This window comes from Rummeliibacillus sp. G93, assembly GCF_023515935.1.
Taxonomy (GTDB): Bacteria; Bacillota; Bacilli; order Bacillales_A; family Planococcaceae; genus Rummeliibacillus; species Rummeliibacillus stabekisii.
The window spans coordinates 1,749,749-1,766,856 of the sequence record NZ_CP097314.1 but is presented as its reverse complement, the minus strand read 5'-3'; the positions used below and the strand labels follow the sequence as shown (position 1 = coordinate 1,766,856).

Sequence of the window (17,108 nt, the reverse complement as noted above, 5' to 3'; positions counted from 1 at the left end):
TCTTATTTTGTGATTTCATTCCATTGTTTTTCAAAGTTTGTAAATGGATCATCTGATGCAGTGAAAGTTTCGTTTTCAGAATGTTTCCACTTACGATAAACCACCCAAATAACAGCTAGTGCTGCGATTCCGATGAATCCAGGAATATTAGCTGCAGCTGTTAATAAACCTGAGATGGCAACAAGTGCCCAAATAATTTTTGAAAAAGTGGAACTGCTTTGTAAATAGAAATGCACCCCCGTAAAAAGAATAGCGGCCGAGATAGCCAATCCTGTTAATGGACCTAATGAACAGAGAATGGTAATGGCTGCAATGCTGCCAATGACGAATAAACCAATTTTTTTCATTGTTTTTTCCTCCTTCGTTTGTACCTTTATGTTACGCTGAATTTCGTTTTGTCCAAACGGCCGGAGTATTGATTTTACTCTAGGTCTTGAGGCTGAGATGCTCTAAGACTATTTTGACCGCAACTTCTAACTTCGATAGAATATAAAAGAAAATACAAAAGGAGATATACATATGACTATTCGTAATGAATTGATGGCATATTGCCCGTACAATGAGCAAGAAAAAAAAGATAAAGAGCTTATGCTTCGCTATATAGATCAATTTTCAGATGTTTTGACAAGAGAAAATGAATTTGCACATTTTACTGCATCAGCTTGGATTGTGAATAAAGCGCGAACAAAGGTATTAATGGCATTCCATAATCAATATCAATCGTGGGCGTGGATGGGTGGACATGCAGATGGAAATGCAGACCTTTTACATGTTGCCTTAAAAGAAACAGAGGAAGAAACAGGGCTAAAAAATATTAAGCCTTTAATGTCGGATTATTATTCAATTGAAATTTTAGGTGTGGACGGACATATGAAGAAAGGGAAGTATGTTGGTACACATGTGCATCTGAATGTTACCTTTTTAATAGAAGCAGATGAAGGCGAAGGTACAACTATAGCGCCGAATGAAAATAGTGCGATTGAATGGATGAATTTAGATGAAGCAATTGAAAGAAGCTCTGAACGATATATGAAACAAGTCTATACAAAACTAAATGAAAAACTTAGAAATGTGCAGGATTAATAATATTCAAATGACTTGTTATTGAAAATAAAGAAAACTCCACACTAAGTGGAGTTTTCCTTTATTTTTTAAAGCTTTTGCCAATCATTGAAGGCACAAATGACTTTTTGAAAAGCATATCCTTTGTTTGTTAGCGAATACGAAACCTTTTTTAGTGATGCTTCAATATAATCTTTCTCGACTAAATGGGCATCTATTAATTCTTGGAGGCGCTGTGATAATAGTTTGTCCGATATACCAGGGATGGCAGAATAGATTTCATGATATCTTTTCGGGCCATCTAATAAAACGTGAATAATCCGCACCATCCAGCGTTTTCCTAAAAATTCAATTGTTTCATGGCAACAGTCCAAATCAAATCCCTCCCTATAAACTAATTGTAGCATACAGGCACGAAATATTGACAAATTAACTTACTTAAAGTAATATATTTTCGAATACAATAACTAACTTAAAGTAAGTTTTGGAGGATACTATAATGACAAATTCAGTATATAAAGTAATGCAAGAACGTAAATCTGTACGTAAGTACGACCCTGATTTTAAAATTTCAGCAGATGAGTTAAGATCAATTTTATTGGAAGCTACTTCAGCACCTTCTTCTAGTAATCTTCAACCATGGCGTTTTTTAGTCATTCAAGATGAAGCGAAAAAGAAAGACTTGCGCAAAATTGCTAATAACCAAGAACAAATTGAAACTGCATCTGCGGTAATCGCTGTTTTAGGCGATATTAAAATGTATGAAAAAACAGAAGAAATTTACATGAAAAACGTAGCAGAAGGGCATATGGAGCATGAACGTGCATCACTATTAATCCAAAATGCGCAAAACCTTTATCCTAAATTGCCAGAAGAGATCTTAACAAATATTGCTACATTTGATGCTGGTCTAATTTCTATGCAAATCATGCTATTAGCAAAAGAGCATGGTTATGATACAGTGCCAATGGGCGGTTTTGATAAAGTGAAGTTTGCAGAATACTTCAATCTTGAAGAGAATGTAAAACCTATGCTATTAATCTCAATTGGGAAAGGGTCTGCACCTGCTTACGGATCATCTCGATTAGACATTGATGATATTACTACATTTATTTAATAAGTATGATAATGCTCATCCACCTGTTTGGATGGGCATTTTTTATACAATTATAGCTATGCCTAATATGAAATTTGGAGTATGAGCTACTTTAAAAAGAATTTTCTTTTGCTTTCATTTTAGGTATGATAGGACAAGGAGTGATGTTATGAACTTTACGACAGAAAAATCATTTATTTTGGCTTCAGCTTCCCCGAGGCGAAAGGAACTTTTCGAACGTTTGAATGTACCATTTAAGATTTTAGTGGCAACTGTAGAGGAAACGAGTATAAAAGATGATAACCCAGCTCAATATGTGAAGAAAGTGGCGCTACTTAAAGCAACTGATGTAGCGAAGAGAAACCCAGGGCATGTAGTGATTGGAGCGGATACTATCGTAGTAAAAGGACAAGAATTGCTACATAAGCCAAAAGATGCAAATGAGGCCATCAAGCATCTCAAACAGCTCCGCGGAAATGTGCATGAAGTGATGACAGCGGTTGCTATTATAGATGATGTTGGAAATAAAACAGCCTTTGTAGAAAAGACAGAGGTATATTTTAAACAAGTGCCCGATACCCTTATTGAGGCCTATGTAGCAACAGGAGATTGTTTTGATAAGGCTGGAGGTTACGGTATTCAGACAGATGGCGTGTTTTTGGTTGAAGGAATAAAAGGAGATTATTTAAATGTAGTGGGATTGCCCTTAGCTCGGCTTACAGAATTGCTAGTGGATACAAAGTTGATTTCTATTTAAAAAATAAGAAAGAGGATGAAGCATGACAGGAAAGACACACATCATTGGCGGTATTGCAGCATGTCTTGCTTTTGGTCAAACAAGTGTAGATTCACCATTACTTTTGGGAACGGCTGGCGCAATCGGCGCATTAATTCCTGATATTTGCCATGGAGGAAGTATGATTGGCCGTACATTTCCCGCATTGTCCAAATTGATAAATGGATTATTTGGGCACCGTTCATTTACACACAGTTTACTATTTTTATTGATTGTGGCTTGGATATTACATACATACGTAACCAATGATGCAATTAAAATGGGCCTTCTAATCGGCATGGCGAGCCATTTTGTGCTTGATATGTGTACAAAGCAGGGGATCCAGCTATTTTTCCCAATAAAAGTGAAAGTTCGTTTTCCTTTAACAACACGAACAGGGAGCAAAATAGAAGGAGCAGTGGCGCTTTGCTTACTCATTGCATGTCTTTATTTCAGTTTTGAAATAATGCATTTGCACTAATAGATAGAACAAACCTGCGAAACCATGCATGTTTGTTCTTTTTTTCTTCAAATAAACCGAGCCTTTTCCTATATACAAGTAGCAGCACCAATCTGCAAATATCGACAAAATTTAATGAGGTATGGTAAATTGAAGATGTATGAACGGATAATCAAAAAGTTCTATATACAAATTGAAGGAGTGGTACAAATGGAATTTCAACACATTACAGTTGCAGGCAGTGGTGTATTAGGTAGCCAGATTGCCTTTCAATCTGCTTTTCATGGTTTTCAAGTAAGTGTCTATGATATTAATGAAGCTGCGATTGTTAAAGCGAAAGAACGTTTGTTAAAATTGCAAGATGTGTATGCAGATTATTTTAAAGATGAAGAAAATGCAAAAGCTGCATTAAGTCGAATAACATATAGTACAAGCCTACAGGAAGCAGTAAAGGATGCAGATTTACTTATTGAAGCAATTCCTGAGTTGACTGAAATTAAAATCAGCTTCTATCAAGAATTGGCATCTGTAGCTCCGCAAAAAACAATCTTTGCCACGAACTCTTCCACTTTGCTTCCAAGTCAATTTGCTGAATATACTGGAAGACCAGAGAAGTTTCTAGCACTCCATTTTGCAAATGAAGTGTGGAAGAACAATACAGCTGAAGTTATGGGACATAGCGGAACAGACCAACAGTATGTAGATCAACTAGTTGAATTTGCCGGAGAAATCGGCATGGTGCCACTTCGTATTCTGAAAGAACAGCCTGGCTATATTTTAAATTCGCTATTAGTTCCATTATTAAATGCCGCACAAGGCTTATGGGCAAAAGGTGTAGCGGATCCTGAGACAATCGATAAAACATGGATGCTTGCTACAGGAGCTCCTATGGGACCGTTTGCAATCTTAGATGTTGTTGGTATTGAAACGGCTTATAATATTGTATCCACATCAGCAAAAGCACATCCAGAACTTCAACCAATTGCCGACCGGTTGAAGAATGAATTTATTGACCAAGGGAAACTAGGAAAAGGGTCCGGCGAGGGGTATTATAAATATCCAAACCCTGCTTATTTAGATCCGAATTTCTTGAAAGCATAAAAATAAGAGAGGCAATCACTGATATGATTGCTTCTCTTGTTTTGTTTTAAGAAGTATTTCTCGGGAAATTTTTCTCATTTTTCTAATAATTTATTTCGTATAGCGATTAGCATAACAAGAAGCAACAAAAGCATCTGGTTTTATTTTGGGTTCTACTCCAATTGATTCGATTCGATTTACCATTTCATGTACAAATTCACGGGTTTTGTTGCGTTGGCCTGAACCGATATCGATATGGCCCTCCATTGTAAAAGTTGCACCATTATAAATATTCGGTAAAATAATCTCGATCAGCTGCTTCTTTCTTTCCTCTGTAAAAAGAGACACGATTTCTTCTGTAAAAGAGAGTTCTAAAGATATGCGTTCATGCAGATGTACCATTTTACGAGGCACAAGTACACGCCTCATGCATGCCCAGACTCGTTTACCTTCATCCACCACCACGATTCCAGTAATGAAAATGGTATCTACTTTATGCACTTGAGAATCTGTCCCGACAATTAATCTATATTTTCCTAATGGGTTACGATTCATAAAATATGCAATTTCACGAAATACGTCTTCAAAATCCATATTCTTTTCTTGGAGATTTTGAAAAGGGTCGGCTTTAAACAGATCCATTTAATCACGCTCTTTTCAATAGGTATATAATAGTATATACAGAAGCAGTGAGGTTGTGATTAATCTGCTTCGCATAATACGCTAATTTTCTACAAGAATACCCAAAGAAAAGGCAAACCATACTTCATGTTTTGCCTTTATATTTACTTTGCTTAGTCAATTATTCTTTCCCAAAATCGGGCTTGTGCTATACCTTCAATAAACTGTTCAAATTCCGTGAATGTTAAATCATATACGCCTTGTTCTTCCATCTTTATACGCGTATATAATAGTGATTCTGGACTTAAAACGGCTAATGCAAGCGGCTTGTGGTGTACATAAGTCATTTCGACAAGTTCAAGCACTTTAGATGGAATAGTTGGATTTGGACTTATTAATATTGATGAATCGTATTGTGCTGAATCAACGGTGCTATAAGTTTCAGACGCCTTTAGCACCTCATTTATACGATGTGCTTTTTTATCAATAATACTGTAATTAATTTTATGTTCTACAAGTTGTTGGACCCATTCTGTTAATTGCTGCGTATTAGGAGTACCATTTAAAATAATGGCGACACTTCTAGTATCAGGTTTGCATACTGTATCTGCCATTGTTAGGGCAGGAGACAACTTGGTTGATTTTACTTCTAGGTTTTTGATAGGAATCTTAGCCCCTACATTATCAGCTACTTTTTTAGCTAAATAATGATCGATATGATTAATAAAATCCACCGCATTATTTTTGACTTCCTGAGATTTACATTTGCCGATTTCATAAGTAAAAGCTTCTAATAGGTGTTGTTGTTCATAAGGCATTAAGCTATTCAAAAACTGCTTTGCTTGTGAGTAGTGATCCTGAAAACTTTCTGTTTGCTCTCCACGCTTGTTACCACCCATGTTTTCTTGACTTTCTTCAAAAAAGCCTTGATTTCTGGGTGTGGGAGCATTTTGCTCATTGGTAGCCTCTGGGATAAGAAAGTCATTATTTTTGTTGTTTTTGTTTTGGAAAGGACATATCGGCTGGTTAATGGGTATTTGAAGAAATTTAGGCCCCCTTAGCCGTTCTACCTGTGCATCTGTATAGGAGAGTATCCTGCCTTGTAAGAGCGGATCTTCAGAGATTTCGATACCTGGGACTAGGTGCCCTGGATGAAAGGCGGCATGTTCAGTCTCTAGAAAGCCGTTGTCGACATTCCGGTTTAACGTCATTTTTCCAATAATTTTAACAGGCACGTCTTCTTCAGGCCAAATTTTAGTGGGATCAAGAATATCAAAATCATAAGAAAATTGATCTTCTTCCGAAATCAATTGCAAACCTAATTCCCATTCTGGATAATCACCTTTCTTGATTGCTTCTAATAGATCTTGGCTTAGAAAATTGGGATTTTTGCCACCAATTTTTTGTGCTTCATCCCAGACCAATGAATGGACGCCAAGTGAAGGTTTCCAGTGAAATTTGACAAATTGAGTCTTTCCTTTCCTATTTACCAAGCGGAATGTATGAACGCCAAATCCCTCCATCATACGATAAGAGCGGGGAATTGTGCGATCGCTCATCTGCCACATGACCATATGTGCAGTTTCGGGATTTTTAGCGGCAAAGGTCCAAAATTGATCATGTGCGTTTGTACCATTTACAAATTCTTGATTGAAATCCGGCTTTAAGGCACGTACAAGTTCGTGGAATTTCCTAGTATTTTGTATATAGAAAATAGGGACATTATTTCCGACTAAATCAAAATTGCCTTCTTCCGTATAAAACTTTGTTGCAAAGCCTTTGACATCTCTTTGAGTATCATTAGTTCCTCGTGAACTCTGCATGGAAGAAAAACGAACGAATACAGGTGTTATATTAGATGGATTTGTAAGGAAACTCGCTTTTGTATATTCTTCTAGGGACTCATATAATTCGAACTGACCGTATGCCCCAATTCCGTTGGCATAAAGAACCCGTTCAGGGATTTGTTCTGAGTCAAAGTTTACTTTTTCACGCAAATAAAATTCTTCCTTAATTGTATTTCTTTCCAGTTTCTTTTTCGTTTTTTTATTTATGCTACTATTCACTTTTTTATCCGCTAAAATACTTCTTTCATAATCATCATCTCTTTTTTGCATGCAAATGCCTCCCATATCAATCTACCTTTGTAAATAGCCGAAACAAATATCCCTAAAACATAATAGACAAAAGAATTATTGGACAACTGGTAAAGCATGATGTATAATAAAGACAATAATTAAATCGGCTCATCGTAAACAATACATTCACCTAGTAAAAAGTGATCGTGTTAACTCGATACTTCTTTGCTAGGTGAATTTTTTTGCAGGGGATATGTATTAATTATTAATATTTTTTAGGAGGTCATTACACATGACACAAGGTACAGTAAAATGGTTTAACTCTGAAAAAGGTTTTGGATTCATCGAAGTAGAAGGCGGCAACGATGTATTCGTACACTTCTCTGCAATCCAAGGCGAAGGCTTCAAAACTCTTGACGAAGGCCAAAAAGTTGAATTCGAAGTAGAAGAAGGCAACCGCGGACCACAAGCAACTAACGTTGTAAAACTTTAATATTTATAAAAGCATCCTCTTAGAGGGTGCTTTTTTTGTTTCAAAAATTGAACGCACCCCTTGGAGGTCATTCCCATATGTATAGAATGAGGAGGGAATATGATGGTTTCAACTGAAACGTATATTATTGAGGGCCATTCTTTTATTGCTGTTTCTGTTTTTTTGCCTAAAACCACTTTGCTGACAGTATCAAATGATAAAGGCTATATCATGTGCGGAGCATTGGATGTAGGTTTATTAAATCAACAGCTGGCGGACAGGAAAATTGTTGCTGGCAGGGCGGTAGGCGTGAAAACTATTGATCAGTTATTAAACGCACCACTTGAATCAGTTACCTTTGAAGCAGAGGCATTAGGAATTACAAAAGGGATGATTGGCAAGGATGCATTATTAAAAATGGTATAATGAAGGAAAATAAACATAGGTTTCTTTTTCTCTTCTATACATCTATTACAAGCGTATTCCTAATGGAGTGCGCTTTTATTGTGTATAAATATTTCTAAGTATCGCTTTAAATTCTATTATCATTTAATTATTATCTTTAAATACTTTCTAAAAGATTAAATCCTATTGAATATAAGAACTAGTAGTTAGCTGCAGAAAAAGTCAACATGGATAAAAATTGAATTTTAAGTTATTAATTAATCGCTTGGTTGCTTACTTTTATGCTGTTAATTTGTAAAAATATTTTGTTTTGTTAGAATAGTTTTATGGGTATAGGTTATAGAAGTTAAATAGATAGAAAGAAGAGGGGATATAGATGTTGAAGATTGAGCATTTAACAAAGAAATATCGGGGAGGAAAAAAAGCAGTAAATGACTTAAATCTTGAAATAAAAGAAGGGGAATTTATTGCGTTTATTGGCACAAGTGGCAGTGGGAAAACGACTGCTCTTCGCATGATTAACCGAATGATTGAGCCTTCAAGTGGAACTATTACATTAAACGGAAAGGATTTATCAAAAATGAATCCTGTTACATTGAGAAGAAGCATTGGCTATGTCATACAGCAAATCGGTCTAATGCCACATATGACTATTCGCGAGAATATAACACTAGTTCCAAAACTATTAAAATGGTCGAAAGATAAAAAAGATGAAACAGCCGAGAAGTTAATCGGCCTTGTCAATTTGCCGGAGAATTATTTAGATTTATATCCTGTACAGCTTTCGGGTGGACAACAGCAACGTATTGGCGTGCTCCGGGCGCTTGCCGCAAATCAAGATATCATCTTAATGGATGAGCCCTTTGGAGCGCTTGACCCTATCACACGGGATACACTGCAGGATTTGATGAAAGATTTACAGCAACGTTTAGGTAAGACTGTCATCTTTGTCACACATGATATGGACGAAGCCATTAAACTTGCTGACCGAATTTGCATTATGCACAATGGTGAAATGGTTCAATTTGACACACCAGATGAAATTCTTACACACCCAGCAAATGATTTTGTTAAAGAGTTCATTGGTTCGCACAGGCTTATCCAGGAGAAACCAAGCGCAAAAATAGTAGATGATGTAATGATTAAGCCTGTCTCTATTACTCTTGAAAAGAGTTTAGATGAAGCCATTAAATTAATGGTATCAAAAAGGGTTGATACACTGTTCGTAACAGATGGTCATGGACGTTTATTAGGCTATTTAAATGTAGAGATGATCACATCAGCTAGACATACGACCCAAAGTATTGCTGACACAATGAACCGAGAAGTAGAGTTTGTGAAAACAGGAACAAAGCTGCAAGATTCAGTGCGTCGTATTCTAATCCGAAATTTAAAAAATATCACAGTGATTGATGAAGAGAAACGATTAATTGGTTTGATAACACGCGCCAATATAGTAGATATGGTGTACGACACTATTTGGGGAGAAGAGAACACAGAACAATAGTTAATAGAAGAAAGGAATGGAAATTATGATTGAATTTTTAACGGAAAATAGTGGCGCGATTATTCAAAAGACCTTTGAGCATTTCTATATCTCAATTATTGCTTTGTTGCTGGGCATTATTGTGGCCGTCCCCCTTGGTATAATCCTATCTAAAACTGAAAAAGTGGCCAAAGTAGTACTTGGCATTACTAGTATTCTTCAAACGCTCCCTTCATTAGCCATTTTAGCTATGATGATTCCATTTATTGGCGTTGGTAAGGTACCCGCAATTATCGCCCTCTTTATTTATACTCTGCTTCCCATCCTAAATAACACATACATAGGTATGCGCTCAGTCAATAAAGATTTAGTTGCTGCAGGCATCAGTATGGGGATGACTACAATTCAGACCATCCGCTTAGTAGAATTGCCCATTGCCATCCCTGTTATTATGGCAGGTATTCGCTTATCAGCTGTGTATGTGATTTCATGGGCTACGCTTGCTTCTTATATTGGTGCTGGGGGTCTCGGCGACTTTATCTTCAATGGGCTAAACCTCTATCAGCCTGATTTCATCATAGGCGGTGCAGTGCTTGTTACATTGCTTGCGCTCATTAGTGACTTTATTTTATCAAAAGTTGAAAAATGGGCTACGCCTAAGGGATTAAGGATTGTACGATAGGAGGAAATGAATATGAAACAATGGTTAAAAGGGATTGTCGCTATCTTGCTTTTGTTCACAATTACTGCATGTAATAAGTCAAACCAAGATGTGGATGAGATCAAAGTAGCTTCTATGGTAACAACCGAAAGTCAAATTATGGGTAATATGTTGAAGCAATTAATCGAGCATGATACGAATGAAAAAGTAGAGCTTATTAATAATTTAGGATCAAGTGTTGTAGCGCATCAAGCCATGCAAAATGGGGATGCCAACATTTCTGCCGTTAGATATACAGGGACGGATTTGACGGGGGTACTACAAGCAGAACCGCTTAAGAATCCTCAAAAAGCATTAACGTTTGTACAAGATAAGTTTGATAAAAAATATAATCAAACGTTCTTTGATTCGTATGGATTTGCCAATACGTATGCATTTATGGTGACTCGTAAAACAGCAGAGCAATATCATTTGAAAAAATTAAGCGATTTAAAGAAGGTTGCTAGCAAGCTCCAAGCTGGGGTTGATACATCTTGGATGAACAGGCCAGGGGATGGTTATAAGGCTTTTGTAAAAGAATACGGTTTTGATTTTAAAGATGTTTTCCCTATGCAAATTGGGCTTGTCTATGATGCCGTTTCAGCCGGAAAAATGGACGTTGTGCTGGGCTATACAACAGATGGCCGTATAGCAAGTTATGATTTAGTAATTTTGGAGGATGATTTACACTTTTTCCCTCCATATGATGCCAGTCCTTTTGCAACAAATGAGCTACTAGAAAAAAAACCAGAAGTAAGAAAATCCATCGAAAAATTAATCGGAAAGATTTCGACTAAACAAATGCAAAAGTTAAATTATGAAGCTGATAATAATTTAATCGAGCCAGCAGTTGTCGCCGAAAAATTCTTAGAAGAACATAATTATTTTGATGAGAAAGGGGGAGATGGCCAATGAAGGATATGACAAAGTTGAATACATTTGAGCAATTTATGTATTACTTTCAAGAAAACGGTATGTATGTGTTAACCCAGTTTATGACCCACTTTTTAATATCTGTTTACGGTGTACTGCTAGCGGCATTGTTTGGTATTCCGATTGGGATACTAATAGCAAAATATAAAAAGCTCGCAAGTCCTTTGATTACAATAGCAAACATAATCCAGACTATCCCGGCCTTAGCTTTGCTTGCGATTCTTATGCTTGGTATGGGGCTGGGGAAAACAACGGTTATTGTTGCCGTATTTCTATATTCTTTATTACCGATTATTAAAAACACATATACAGGCATCACAACAATAGATAATAATTTAATTGATTCCGGTAAAGGCATGGGTATGACGCGTTTGCAAGTGCTTTATATGATTGAATTACCTCTATCCTTGAAGGTAATTATTGCAGGAATTCGTATTGCTTTAGTCATTGCCATCGGAATTACAGCTATAGGGGCATTTATTGGAGCAGGGGGTCTTGGCGATATTATCATCCGTGGTACAAATGCGACTGACGGAACAGCCATCATTTTAGCAGGAGCTATTCCTACCGCATTTATGGCAATAATAGTTGATGTTTTGCTAAGTGTTGTGGAAAGGCGAATGGATCCAATGAGAAGACGTAAGGGAGATCAACTTAAGTTACAGTCTTTACAAGAATAAAAACTTCGGCTTTAAAAGAGGGATTGGCTTATGCCAATCCCTCTTTATTAATGTGCGTTTGATTTTGATTCCAATTTTAGCTTTTCGTTTAACAACAAAGCTTCAGCAACTGCTTGTTCGTCTTTCACAACGTCACCTGGTCTTCTGCCTTGACCGATAATGTAAGTAGAAAAGTTAATGGAGAGAAAATCAAATGTGTATTTAAATTGTTGGATAAGCGGCAATGCTTTAATGCGTGGAATGTCGCCACCCACTGTTACTACAATTGCGTTAACAGTCTTTAAGTGTTCCTTCAATTCTGGATAACGCTCGTCACGGATGGCTTGGCTGAGGCGGTCAATCATGTTTTTCATTAATCCAGTCATGCTATACCAATAAACAGGTGTAGAGAAAATCAATACATCACTTTCTAGGATGGCTTCAATGATTTGATCATAATCGTCAGCAACTGGTCTAAAACCTTTCATATCATGTCTCAAATCATGGATAGGTTCAATCATAATATCTTTTAAGTAGATGCGTCTGTGAGTTACATTTTTTGTTACGATATCAGTGAGAATTTCTGTATTACCATTAGCGCGAGAACTTCCTATAAAGGTAGTAATTTTCATGCAATTTCTCCTTTCTATCGTTCTTATTCTCTATTATAACTTAATAAAGTGTTCAATTGTTAGAAATTTCAAAAAGTAAACAAAAAGAAAGAATCACAAACATATCGAATAAAAATAGGCTTAGCTGGCCACTCTGAGAGAAAGGAGTGTTTTAAATGAAATTATTAAAAAATACTTGGCCTATGTTAGTCGCTCTTCTCATTCTAACCGGGTGTTCGACAAACAAACAAAAAGTAGACAACTTAAAACCAGTAAGTGGAGAAAAAAATACAACCATTCACGCAACGGCTAAGTTTCTTAATACAGAGGGTAAAGAGTTAGGGAAAGCAAATTTGACAGAAAATGAAAAGGGCGTACAAATCGATTTGAAGTTACAGGGTTTACCACCAGGAGACCATGGGATCCATATTCATGAAAAAGGGATATGTGAGAAACCAACATTCGAATCTGCAGGAAGTCATTTTAATCCAACTCACAAAGTTCACGGATACTACAACGCAAAAGGTTATCATTTAGGCGATCTTCCAAATATACAAGTGGAAGAGGATGGAACAGTAGATGTAGGTTTTGCGACAAAGGCCTTCACTTTAAAAGAAGGAGCACATAATACATTGTTTGATAAGGATGGAAGTGCATTTGTTATTCACGAAAAAGCAGATGACTATAAAACTGATCCAAGCGGTAATTCAGGCGCACGAATTGCGTGCGGAGTAATTGAAAAAAATAATTAACATCTTAAAAAAGCTAACGCCATATCATATTGACTACCAGACGAGAGAGCGACAAAGCCACCTCCAAGCTGTCGCTCATTATTCTCAATAAGTAAGAGACGATTAAGTATGTTGCTTCAGCAATGGAGACCATGATAAGCTGTCAATTGGTTGCGTCTTGATGTTGAAGAAATTGTGTAGTTACTTATATCTAGTGTTATCTGTTAAGGATTAGAACTTTTTCTAGGAAATATGGGTAATAACATTATAAAAAATCAGTAATGGCTTCTGCGTACAGAAGAATATTTATTTAACCAAAGTAAAACCGCTTGAATCTTATCATTCAAGCGGTTCTTTTATTTAATAAGTCTGTAATACGAATGCTTTAAGCAAATCATCGTATTCGCTATTCATATCTTGGTCTGTCTTTTGAATTGTCCATTTACCATCTGTTTCTTTTAAAATAAGTGCATATTCACGACTATCTTCTTTCAAACTCGTATTGTTCATAATTTGATCAATACGGCTAAATGTGTAATTTAAAGCATCTTCTTGTGCTTTTTTATATTCTTTATAGCTATATTTATTTTGGTTTTTCTTAGCAAATTGTTCGCTTACTTTTCGAGATTGTTTATAAAGATCTGATGTGTCGAAATTTTTAAAGCTAACATTTACTTTAGCCTGTTTTGAATCACCATAAGCAATTTTATAAGTAGGCTCAATTTTTTTATTTAAAGCGTTTCGGTATTTTTCAATAAACATTTTTTCTAAACGCATGGATGGTGTAAACTCACCAAAGCCTTCCTTCAATTGATTGGCAAGTTCTTCATCAAACTTTTGGCTGTCTGCTAAGACATCATTTGTGAGTAAGGATTTAAAATCTGGATTGTCATTGCTTAAGAAAACTTGATCAACATAAGCTGCTACAGCTTTCTTGGCATTCTCTGAATCATTTTTATACTTCGACGGATCCACTGATACTACTAACTCTTTATGTTTCTCACCTTTGTCATCATAAATGCGCGGTTGATAATGAAGCTCATACTTTTCTTCTTTATTGACAGGGTAAAAGAGGTCACCACTCGCTTTTTTCTCAGGAGAGATACTTCCTGATAGTTCTTTAAAAGATTCTTCATCCGGTGGATTTACATAGACAGAGTCAATTTTTTCATCATCTTTGCTACCATATAAACTAAAGTTTGAAGAATTTACTGGGATTTCATTTTTAGATTTATTTTGGACTGTCACATTTAATTTGAGATATGTTTTTTCATCGGTTTCATCATACTTGGTAATTGTTACATATTCTCCAGAATTAACTTTAAACGCAATATCACTCGCTTCGCTTCCAGATTTGTTTGTTTTTTTGCTGCTTCCACATGCCGCTAAGGCAAAGGTAAGAATAGCCAATAGGCTTAGCAGCCACAAATTCTTTCTGTTAATAGGAAACCCCTCCGTTTTCTTTTTAATTTGCTGAACCAAATGGTAACCAATCTTTCACAATAGAATCATCATTCTAAGGTATTCAACTGCAAAATTTTTGTGAAATGCTTATAAATAAGCAGTGAAAGGGTATGGATTCTTCTAGTTGCCGTATGTATTTGTTCGTATTCCGCCCCTTGAGAAAAGAGACTTTCACTCTCATGAAAGTCTCTTATACATGTCTTGCACGGATGTATGTGAGTAATAGAGAAGCACTAGCCTAGCCAGGATAGCGCTCTTCACTTGAAGAGGTATCCTTTGTATGATGGTTGTGTTTTTCATCTTCAACTTGTTGATTTAACTCCTCCATTGGGATGGGATCAACCGTTTGCATTTCAGGGTCTTTGTCGTAGATACTTTCTTTATCAGACTTTACTTCATCTGGTGTATCCAATGGTCCTTCTTTTAAATTTTCGGCTTTGTCATTTTCTTTCATTTTCATCATCCTTTCTTACTTTACATATAGCCTCAATTCAAAAAGTTAAACCATTTTTTAAACAGAATTCGGCAATTTTTGTGTGTAATCGGTAATAGTGGTGATCAGCTGATGGTTTCCTATAAAGGATAAAATGTATTACTTCTAAATTCTAGTTTTTCTTATAAAATAGTGTAAAATAGAGAAAAAAGAAACAGTACTAAAAACTCTATTTATACTAAAATACTCAGAGGTAGGTGAGTACAAATTGCCAATTTACAATAAATTAGTCCGAGATTTTATCCCGCAAATCATCGAAGGAAAAGGGAAAAAATGTATAGTTGAACAATTGAGTGAACAAGAGTTACTACAGAAAATGAAGCAAAAATTCATAGAGGAAGCCTATGAAGTACAAGAAGCAAAAAATAAGGAAGAGATGAAGGAAGAATTGGCAGACCTTTTGGAACTTATACATACAGCATTAGAAGTTTATAATATTTCATTGAAAGAATTGGAAGAATCACGTTTAGCTAAAGCTGAAAAAAGTGGACGTTTTTCAAAAGGTATTTATTTGGTTGAGGTGCAAGATGAGGAGAATATATAGTTGATTTAAAATCAAATTTAAAAATTTTTAAAAAACATTGACAATTCTATTTATTGCGTTATTATATATTTATACAAACTTAATATGTTGATTTTCTTATCTAGAGAGGTGGAGGGACTGGCCCTTTGAAGCCTCGGCAGCGGACTATTAAAGTACTGTGCCAATTCCAGTAGCGTAAAGCTAGCAGATAAGAGGAGCGTTTTTTTCGTATGGTATTCCAACCCTCTTCTTATTCATTGAGAAGAGGGTTTTTTCTATTTAGAGGATAGAAGAGTTGGAGTCAATTAGTCAATTAACTAAATGAAACTAAGGGAGAGATTTTGATGACAAAGACGTTAGTAAAAGCACCATTTAGAGCTGATCATGTAGGTAGTTTATTAAGACCAGAAAGCATTCACCAAGCACGTAAGGACTATCAAGAAGGTAACATATCCGCAGAACAATTACATCAGATTGAGACGGAAGAGATCAAAAAAGCGGTGGATAAACAGATTGATGTTGGTTTACAAGCAGTAACTGATGGTGAGTTTCGACGTAGATTTTGGCATACAGATTTTCTTGAACATTTAAACGGTGTTGAAGGATATATCCCAGAACACGGCTTCAAATTTAAAGGAGAAGAAACAGAAAAATATGATGTTCGTAATAACGGAAAGATTTCTTTCAACTCAAATCATCCGCATATTCAAGATTTTCTAGAGTTCAAAGAAATTGTAGGAGATCGGGCAATTCCAAAACAAACGATACCTAGCCCAAACCAATTATTCAATGCTGGCATAAGAAACCTTGACATCTATCCAGATATCGAGGAATATGCGAGTGATATTATCCAAACTTACCGGGATGCAATCCAGGCCTTCTATGAAGCAGGTTGTCGTTATTTGCAGTTGGATGATGTCTATATTGCGGGACTGAATGCTGAGAATATCCCATTTAACGACAGTGGATATTCACGTGAAGAATTGATTAACCTTGCGCTTCGGGTAGCAAATGGAGTGTTAGAAGGCAAACCGGAAGATTTAATAGTAACTACCCATTTATGCCGGGGGAATTATCGTTCAAAATGGGCGTTTGAAGGAAGTTATGCTAAAATTGCTCCAACTTTGTTCGTAAATGAAAAAGTGGACGGATTTTTCTTAGAATATGATGACAATCGGTCTGGCGACTTCACACCACTATCCTATATTCCAAAGGGCGGGCCGCAGGTAGTTCTGGGAGTATTTACTTCAAAATTCGGCGAGTTGGAAGACAAGGAAAACATCAAAGCTCGTGTAGAAGAGGCAACACAATTTGTACCACTCGAGCAGCTATGTATCAGCCCACAGTGTGGATTCGCTTCAACCCATCATGGTAATATTCTAACGGAAGAAGAACAATGGGCAAAATTAAAGTTTATTGTTGATATATCAAAAGAGATTTGGGGATAAGAGAGTGGGAA

At 36.2% G+C, this 17,108-nt stretch carries 21 protein-coding genes and 1 riboswitch; of the genes, 14 read left to right on the top strand and 7 right to left on the bottom strand.

Annotation, left to right across the window (positions count from 1 at the left end; translation table 11 throughout):
* Positions 1-2: 2 nt before the first annotated feature.
* Positions 3-347 carry a lmo0954 family membrane protein gene (locus M2M59_RS08790; protein WP_147193347.1) on the bottom strand — a complete coding sequence of 115 codons (345 nt, stop codon included), beginning with the start codon at positions 345-347 and terminating at the stop codon, positions 3-5.
* 172 nt (positions 348-519) lie between these two features.
* Between M2M59_RS08790 and M2M59_RS08785 the strand changes: the two genes are divergently transcribed.
* Positions 520-1,083, top strand: a complete 564-nt coding sequence (locus M2M59_RS08785; protein ID WP_249774348.1) for an NUDIX hydrolase — start codon at positions 520-522, stop codon at positions 1,081-1,083.
* A gap of 68 nt (positions 1,084-1,151) precedes the next feature.
* On the opposite strand, the gene M2M59_RS08780 is transcribed toward M2M59_RS08785, so the two are convergent.
* Positions 1,152-1,436 (bottom strand): winged helix-turn-helix transcriptional regulator, encoded by a 285-nt coding sequence (locus M2M59_RS08780; RefSeq protein WP_066787509.1) that lies wholly within the window; start codon positions 1,434-1,436, stop codon positions 1,152-1,154.
* 125 nt (positions 1,437-1,561) lie between these two features.
* Between M2M59_RS08780 and M2M59_RS08775 the strand changes: the two genes are divergently transcribed.
* The 4 genes from M2M59_RS08775 (at position 1,562) to M2M59_RS08760 (ending at position 4,494) form a co-directional block, all read left to right on the top strand.
* Complete coding sequence (locus M2M59_RS08775) at positions 1,562-2,179, top strand: nitroreductase family protein (protein ID WP_249774347.1); 618 nt, start codon at positions 1,562-1,564, stop codon at positions 2,177-2,179.
* A 148-nt stretch (positions 2,180-2,327) separates the two neighbouring features.
* Positions 2,328-2,915: a Maf family protein gene (locus tag M2M59_RS08770; RefSeq protein WP_249774346.1), complete on the top strand. Its 588-nt coding sequence runs from the start codon at positions 2,328-2,330 to the stop codon at positions 2,913-2,915.
* A gap of 22 nt (positions 2,916-2,937) precedes the next feature.
* Complete coding sequence (locus M2M59_RS08765; RefSeq protein ID WP_147193352.1) at positions 2,938-3,414, top strand: metal-dependent hydrolase; 477 nt, start codon at positions 2,938-2,940, stop codon at positions 3,412-3,414.
* A gap of 189 nt (positions 3,415-3,603) precedes the next feature.
* On the top strand, positions 3,604-4,494 hold the full coding sequence (locus M2M59_RS08760) for a 3-hydroxyacyl-CoA dehydrogenase (RefSeq protein ID WP_147193353.1): 891 nt from the start codon (positions 3,604-3,606) through the stop codon (positions 4,492-4,494).
* Positions 4,495-4,584: 90 nt separating this feature from the next.
* Here M2M59_RS08760 and M2M59_RS08755 read toward each other — a convergent pair whose 3' ends face one another.
* Complete coding sequence (locus M2M59_RS08755) at positions 4,585-5,115, bottom strand: ribonuclease H-like YkuK family protein (protein ID WP_249774345.1); 531 nt, start codon at positions 5,113-5,115, stop codon at positions 4,585-4,587.
* Between the two features lie 152 nt (positions 5,116-5,267).
* Positions 5,268-7,211 carry a catalase gene (locus tag M2M59_RS08750; protein ID WP_249774344.1) on the bottom strand — a complete coding sequence of 648 codons (1,944 nt, stop codon included), beginning with the start codon at positions 7,209-7,211 and terminating at the stop codon, positions 5,268-5,270.
* A 253-nt stretch (positions 7,212-7,464) separates the two neighbouring features.
* Here M2M59_RS08750 and M2M59_RS08745 point away from each other — a divergent pair, with 253 nt between their 5' ends.
* The 6 genes from M2M59_RS08745 to M2M59_RS08720 all read left to right on the top strand — a co-directional run bounded on the left by M2M59_RS08745 (position 7,465) and on the right by M2M59_RS08720 (position 11,848).
* Positions 7,465-7,665, top strand: a complete 201-nt coding sequence (locus M2M59_RS08745) for a cold-shock protein (protein WP_066787490.1) — start codon at positions 7,465-7,467, stop codon at positions 7,663-7,665.
* Positions 7,666-7,767: 102 nt separating this feature from the next.
* Complete coding sequence (locus tag M2M59_RS08740) at positions 7,768-8,070, top strand: YunC family protein (RefSeq protein ID WP_147193355.1); 303 nt, start codon at positions 7,768-7,770, stop codon at positions 8,068-8,070.
* 355 nt (positions 8,071-8,425) lie between these two features.
* On the top strand, positions 8,426-9,556 hold the full coding sequence (locus M2M59_RS08735) for a betaine/proline/choline family ABC transporter ATP-binding protein (RefSeq protein ID WP_147193356.1): 1,131 nt from the start codon (positions 8,426-8,428) through the stop codon (positions 9,554-9,556).
* Between the two features lie 25 nt (positions 9,557-9,581).
* Positions 9,582-10,217, top strand: a complete 636-nt coding sequence (locus M2M59_RS08730) for an ABC transporter permease (protein ID WP_147193357.1) — start codon at positions 9,582-9,584, stop codon at positions 10,215-10,217.
* A gap of 12 nt (positions 10,218-10,229) precedes the next feature.
* Positions 10,230-11,150 carry an osmoprotectant ABC transporter substrate-binding protein gene (locus tag M2M59_RS08725; RefSeq protein WP_147193358.1) on the top strand — a complete coding sequence of 307 codons (921 nt, stop codon included), beginning with the start codon at positions 10,230-10,232 and terminating at the stop codon, positions 11,148-11,150.
* 5 nt (positions 11,151-11,155) lie between these two features.
* The gene (locus tag M2M59_RS08720) at positions 11,156-11,848 is read left to right on the top strand and encodes an ABC transporter permease (RefSeq protein ID WP_249775995.1); all 693 of its coding nucleotides are present in this window, start codon (positions 11,156-11,158) and stop codon (positions 11,846-11,848) included.
* A gap of 47 nt (positions 11,849-11,895) precedes the next feature.
* On the opposite strand, the gene M2M59_RS08715 is transcribed toward M2M59_RS08720, so the two are convergent.
* Complete coding sequence (locus M2M59_RS08715) at positions 11,896-12,459, bottom strand: flavodoxin family protein (protein ID WP_147193359.1); 564 nt, start codon at positions 12,457-12,459, stop codon at positions 11,896-11,898.
* Positions 12,460-12,614: 155 nt separating this feature from the next.
* Here M2M59_RS08715 and M2M59_RS08710 point away from each other — a divergent pair, with 155 nt between their 5' ends.
* On the top strand, positions 12,615-13,190 hold the full coding sequence (locus M2M59_RS08710) for a superoxide dismutase family protein (RefSeq protein ID WP_249774342.1): 576 nt from the start codon (positions 12,615-12,617) through the stop codon (positions 13,188-13,190).
* A gap of 339 nt (positions 13,191-13,529) precedes the next feature.
* On the opposite strand, the gene M2M59_RS08705 is transcribed toward M2M59_RS08710, so the two are convergent.
* Both M2M59_RS08705 and M2M59_RS08700 read right to left on the bottom strand, forming a co-directional pair.
* Positions 13,530-14,579 carry a DUF5105 domain-containing protein gene (locus M2M59_RS08705; protein WP_249774341.1) on the bottom strand — a complete coding sequence of 350 codons (1,050 nt, stop codon included), beginning with the start codon at positions 14,577-14,579 and terminating at the stop codon, positions 13,530-13,532.
* A 292-nt stretch (positions 14,580-14,871) separates the two neighbouring features.
* Complete coding sequence (locus tag M2M59_RS08700; protein WP_147193362.1) at positions 14,872-15,087, bottom strand: hypothetical protein; 216 nt, start codon at positions 15,085-15,087, stop codon at positions 14,872-14,874.
* Positions 15,088-15,334: 247 nt separating this feature from the next.
* Here M2M59_RS08700 and M2M59_RS08695 point away from each other — a divergent pair, with 247 nt between their 5' ends.
* Both M2M59_RS08695 and M2M59_RS08690 read left to right on the top strand, forming a co-directional pair.
* On the top strand, positions 15,335-15,670 hold the full coding sequence (locus M2M59_RS08695) for a nucleoside triphosphate pyrophosphohydrolase (protein WP_249774340.1): 336 nt from the start codon (positions 15,335-15,337) through the stop codon (positions 15,668-15,670).
* 93 nt (positions 15,671-15,763) lie between these two features.
* A riboswitch (SAM riboswitch) is annotated at positions 15,764-15,864 on the top strand.
* A 129-nt stretch (positions 15,865-15,993) separates the two neighbouring features.
* The gene (locus tag M2M59_RS08690) at positions 15,994-17,097 is read left to right on the top strand and encodes a 5-methyltetrahydropteroyltriglutamate--homocysteine S-methyltransferase (RefSeq protein WP_249774339.1); all 1,104 of its coding nucleotides are present in this window, start codon (positions 15,994-15,996) and stop codon (positions 17,095-17,097) included.
* The last annotated feature ends 11 nt before the right edge of the window (positions 17,098-17,108 follow it).

Coding starts and splice junctions, on each gene's coding strand:
- M2M59_RS08745 (WP_066787490.1), top strand. CDS start 7,465: ATGACACAAGGTACAGTAAAATGGTTTAACTCTGAAAAAGGTTTTGGA.
- M2M59_RS08710 (WP_249774342.1), top strand. CDS start 12,615: ATGAAATTATTAAAAAATACTTGGCCTATGTTAGTCGCTCTTCTCATT.
- M2M59_RS08765 (WP_147193352.1), top strand. CDS start 2,938: ATGACAGGAAAGACACACATCATTGGCGGTATTGCAGCATGTCTTGCT.
- M2M59_RS08740 (WP_147193355.1), top strand. CDS start 7,768: ATGGTTTCAACTGAAACGTATATTATTGAGGGCCATTCTTTTATTGCT.
- M2M59_RS08770 (WP_249774346.1), top strand. CDS start 2,328: ATGAACTTTACGACAGAAAAATCATTTATTTTGGCTTCAGCTTCCCCG.
- M2M59_RS08790 (WP_147193347.1), bottom strand. CDS start 347: ATGAAAAAAATTGGTTTATTCGTCATTGGCAGCATTGCAGCCATTACC.
- M2M59_RS08735 (WP_147193356.1), top strand. CDS start 8,426: ATGTTGAAGATTGAGCATTTAACAAAGAAATATCGGGGAGGAAAAAAA.
- M2M59_RS08690 (WP_249774339.1), top strand. CDS start 15,994: ATGACAAAGACGTTAGTAAAAGCACCATTTAGAGCTGATCATGTAGGT.
- M2M59_RS08700 (WP_147193362.1), bottom strand. CDS start 15,087: ATGAAAGAAAATGACAAAGCCGAAAATTTAAAAGAAGGACCATTGGAT.
- M2M59_RS08720 (WP_249775995.1), top strand. CDS start 11,156: ATGACAAAGTTGAATACATTTGAGCAATTTATGTATTACTTTCAAGAA.
- M2M59_RS08775 (WP_249774347.1), top strand. CDS start 1,562: ATGACAAATTCAGTATATAAAGTAATGCAAGAACGTAAATCTGTACGT.
- M2M59_RS08760 (WP_147193353.1), top strand. CDS start 3,604: ATGGAATTTCAACACATTACAGTTGCAGGCAGTGGTGTATTAGGTAGC.
- M2M59_RS08725 (WP_147193358.1), top strand. CDS start 10,230: ATGAAACAATGGTTAAAAGGGATTGTCGCTATCTTGCTTTTGTTCACA.
- M2M59_RS08785 (WP_249774348.1), top strand. CDS start 520: ATGACTATTCGTAATGAATTGATGGCATATTGCCCGTACAATGAGCAA.
- M2M59_RS08715 (WP_147193359.1), bottom strand. CDS start 12,459: ATGAAAATTACTACCTTTATAGGAAGTTCTCGCGCTAATGGTAATACA.
- M2M59_RS08730 (WP_147193357.1), top strand. CDS start 9,582: ATGATTGAATTTTTAACGGAAAATAGTGGCGCGATTATTCAAAAGACC.
- M2M59_RS08750 (WP_249774344.1), bottom strand. CDS start 7,211: ATGCAAAAAAGAGATGATGATTATGAAAGAAGTATTTTAGCGGATAAA.
- M2M59_RS08755 (WP_249774345.1), bottom strand. CDS start 5,115: ATGGATCTGTTTAAAGCCGACCCTTTTCAAAATCTCCAAGAAAAGAAT.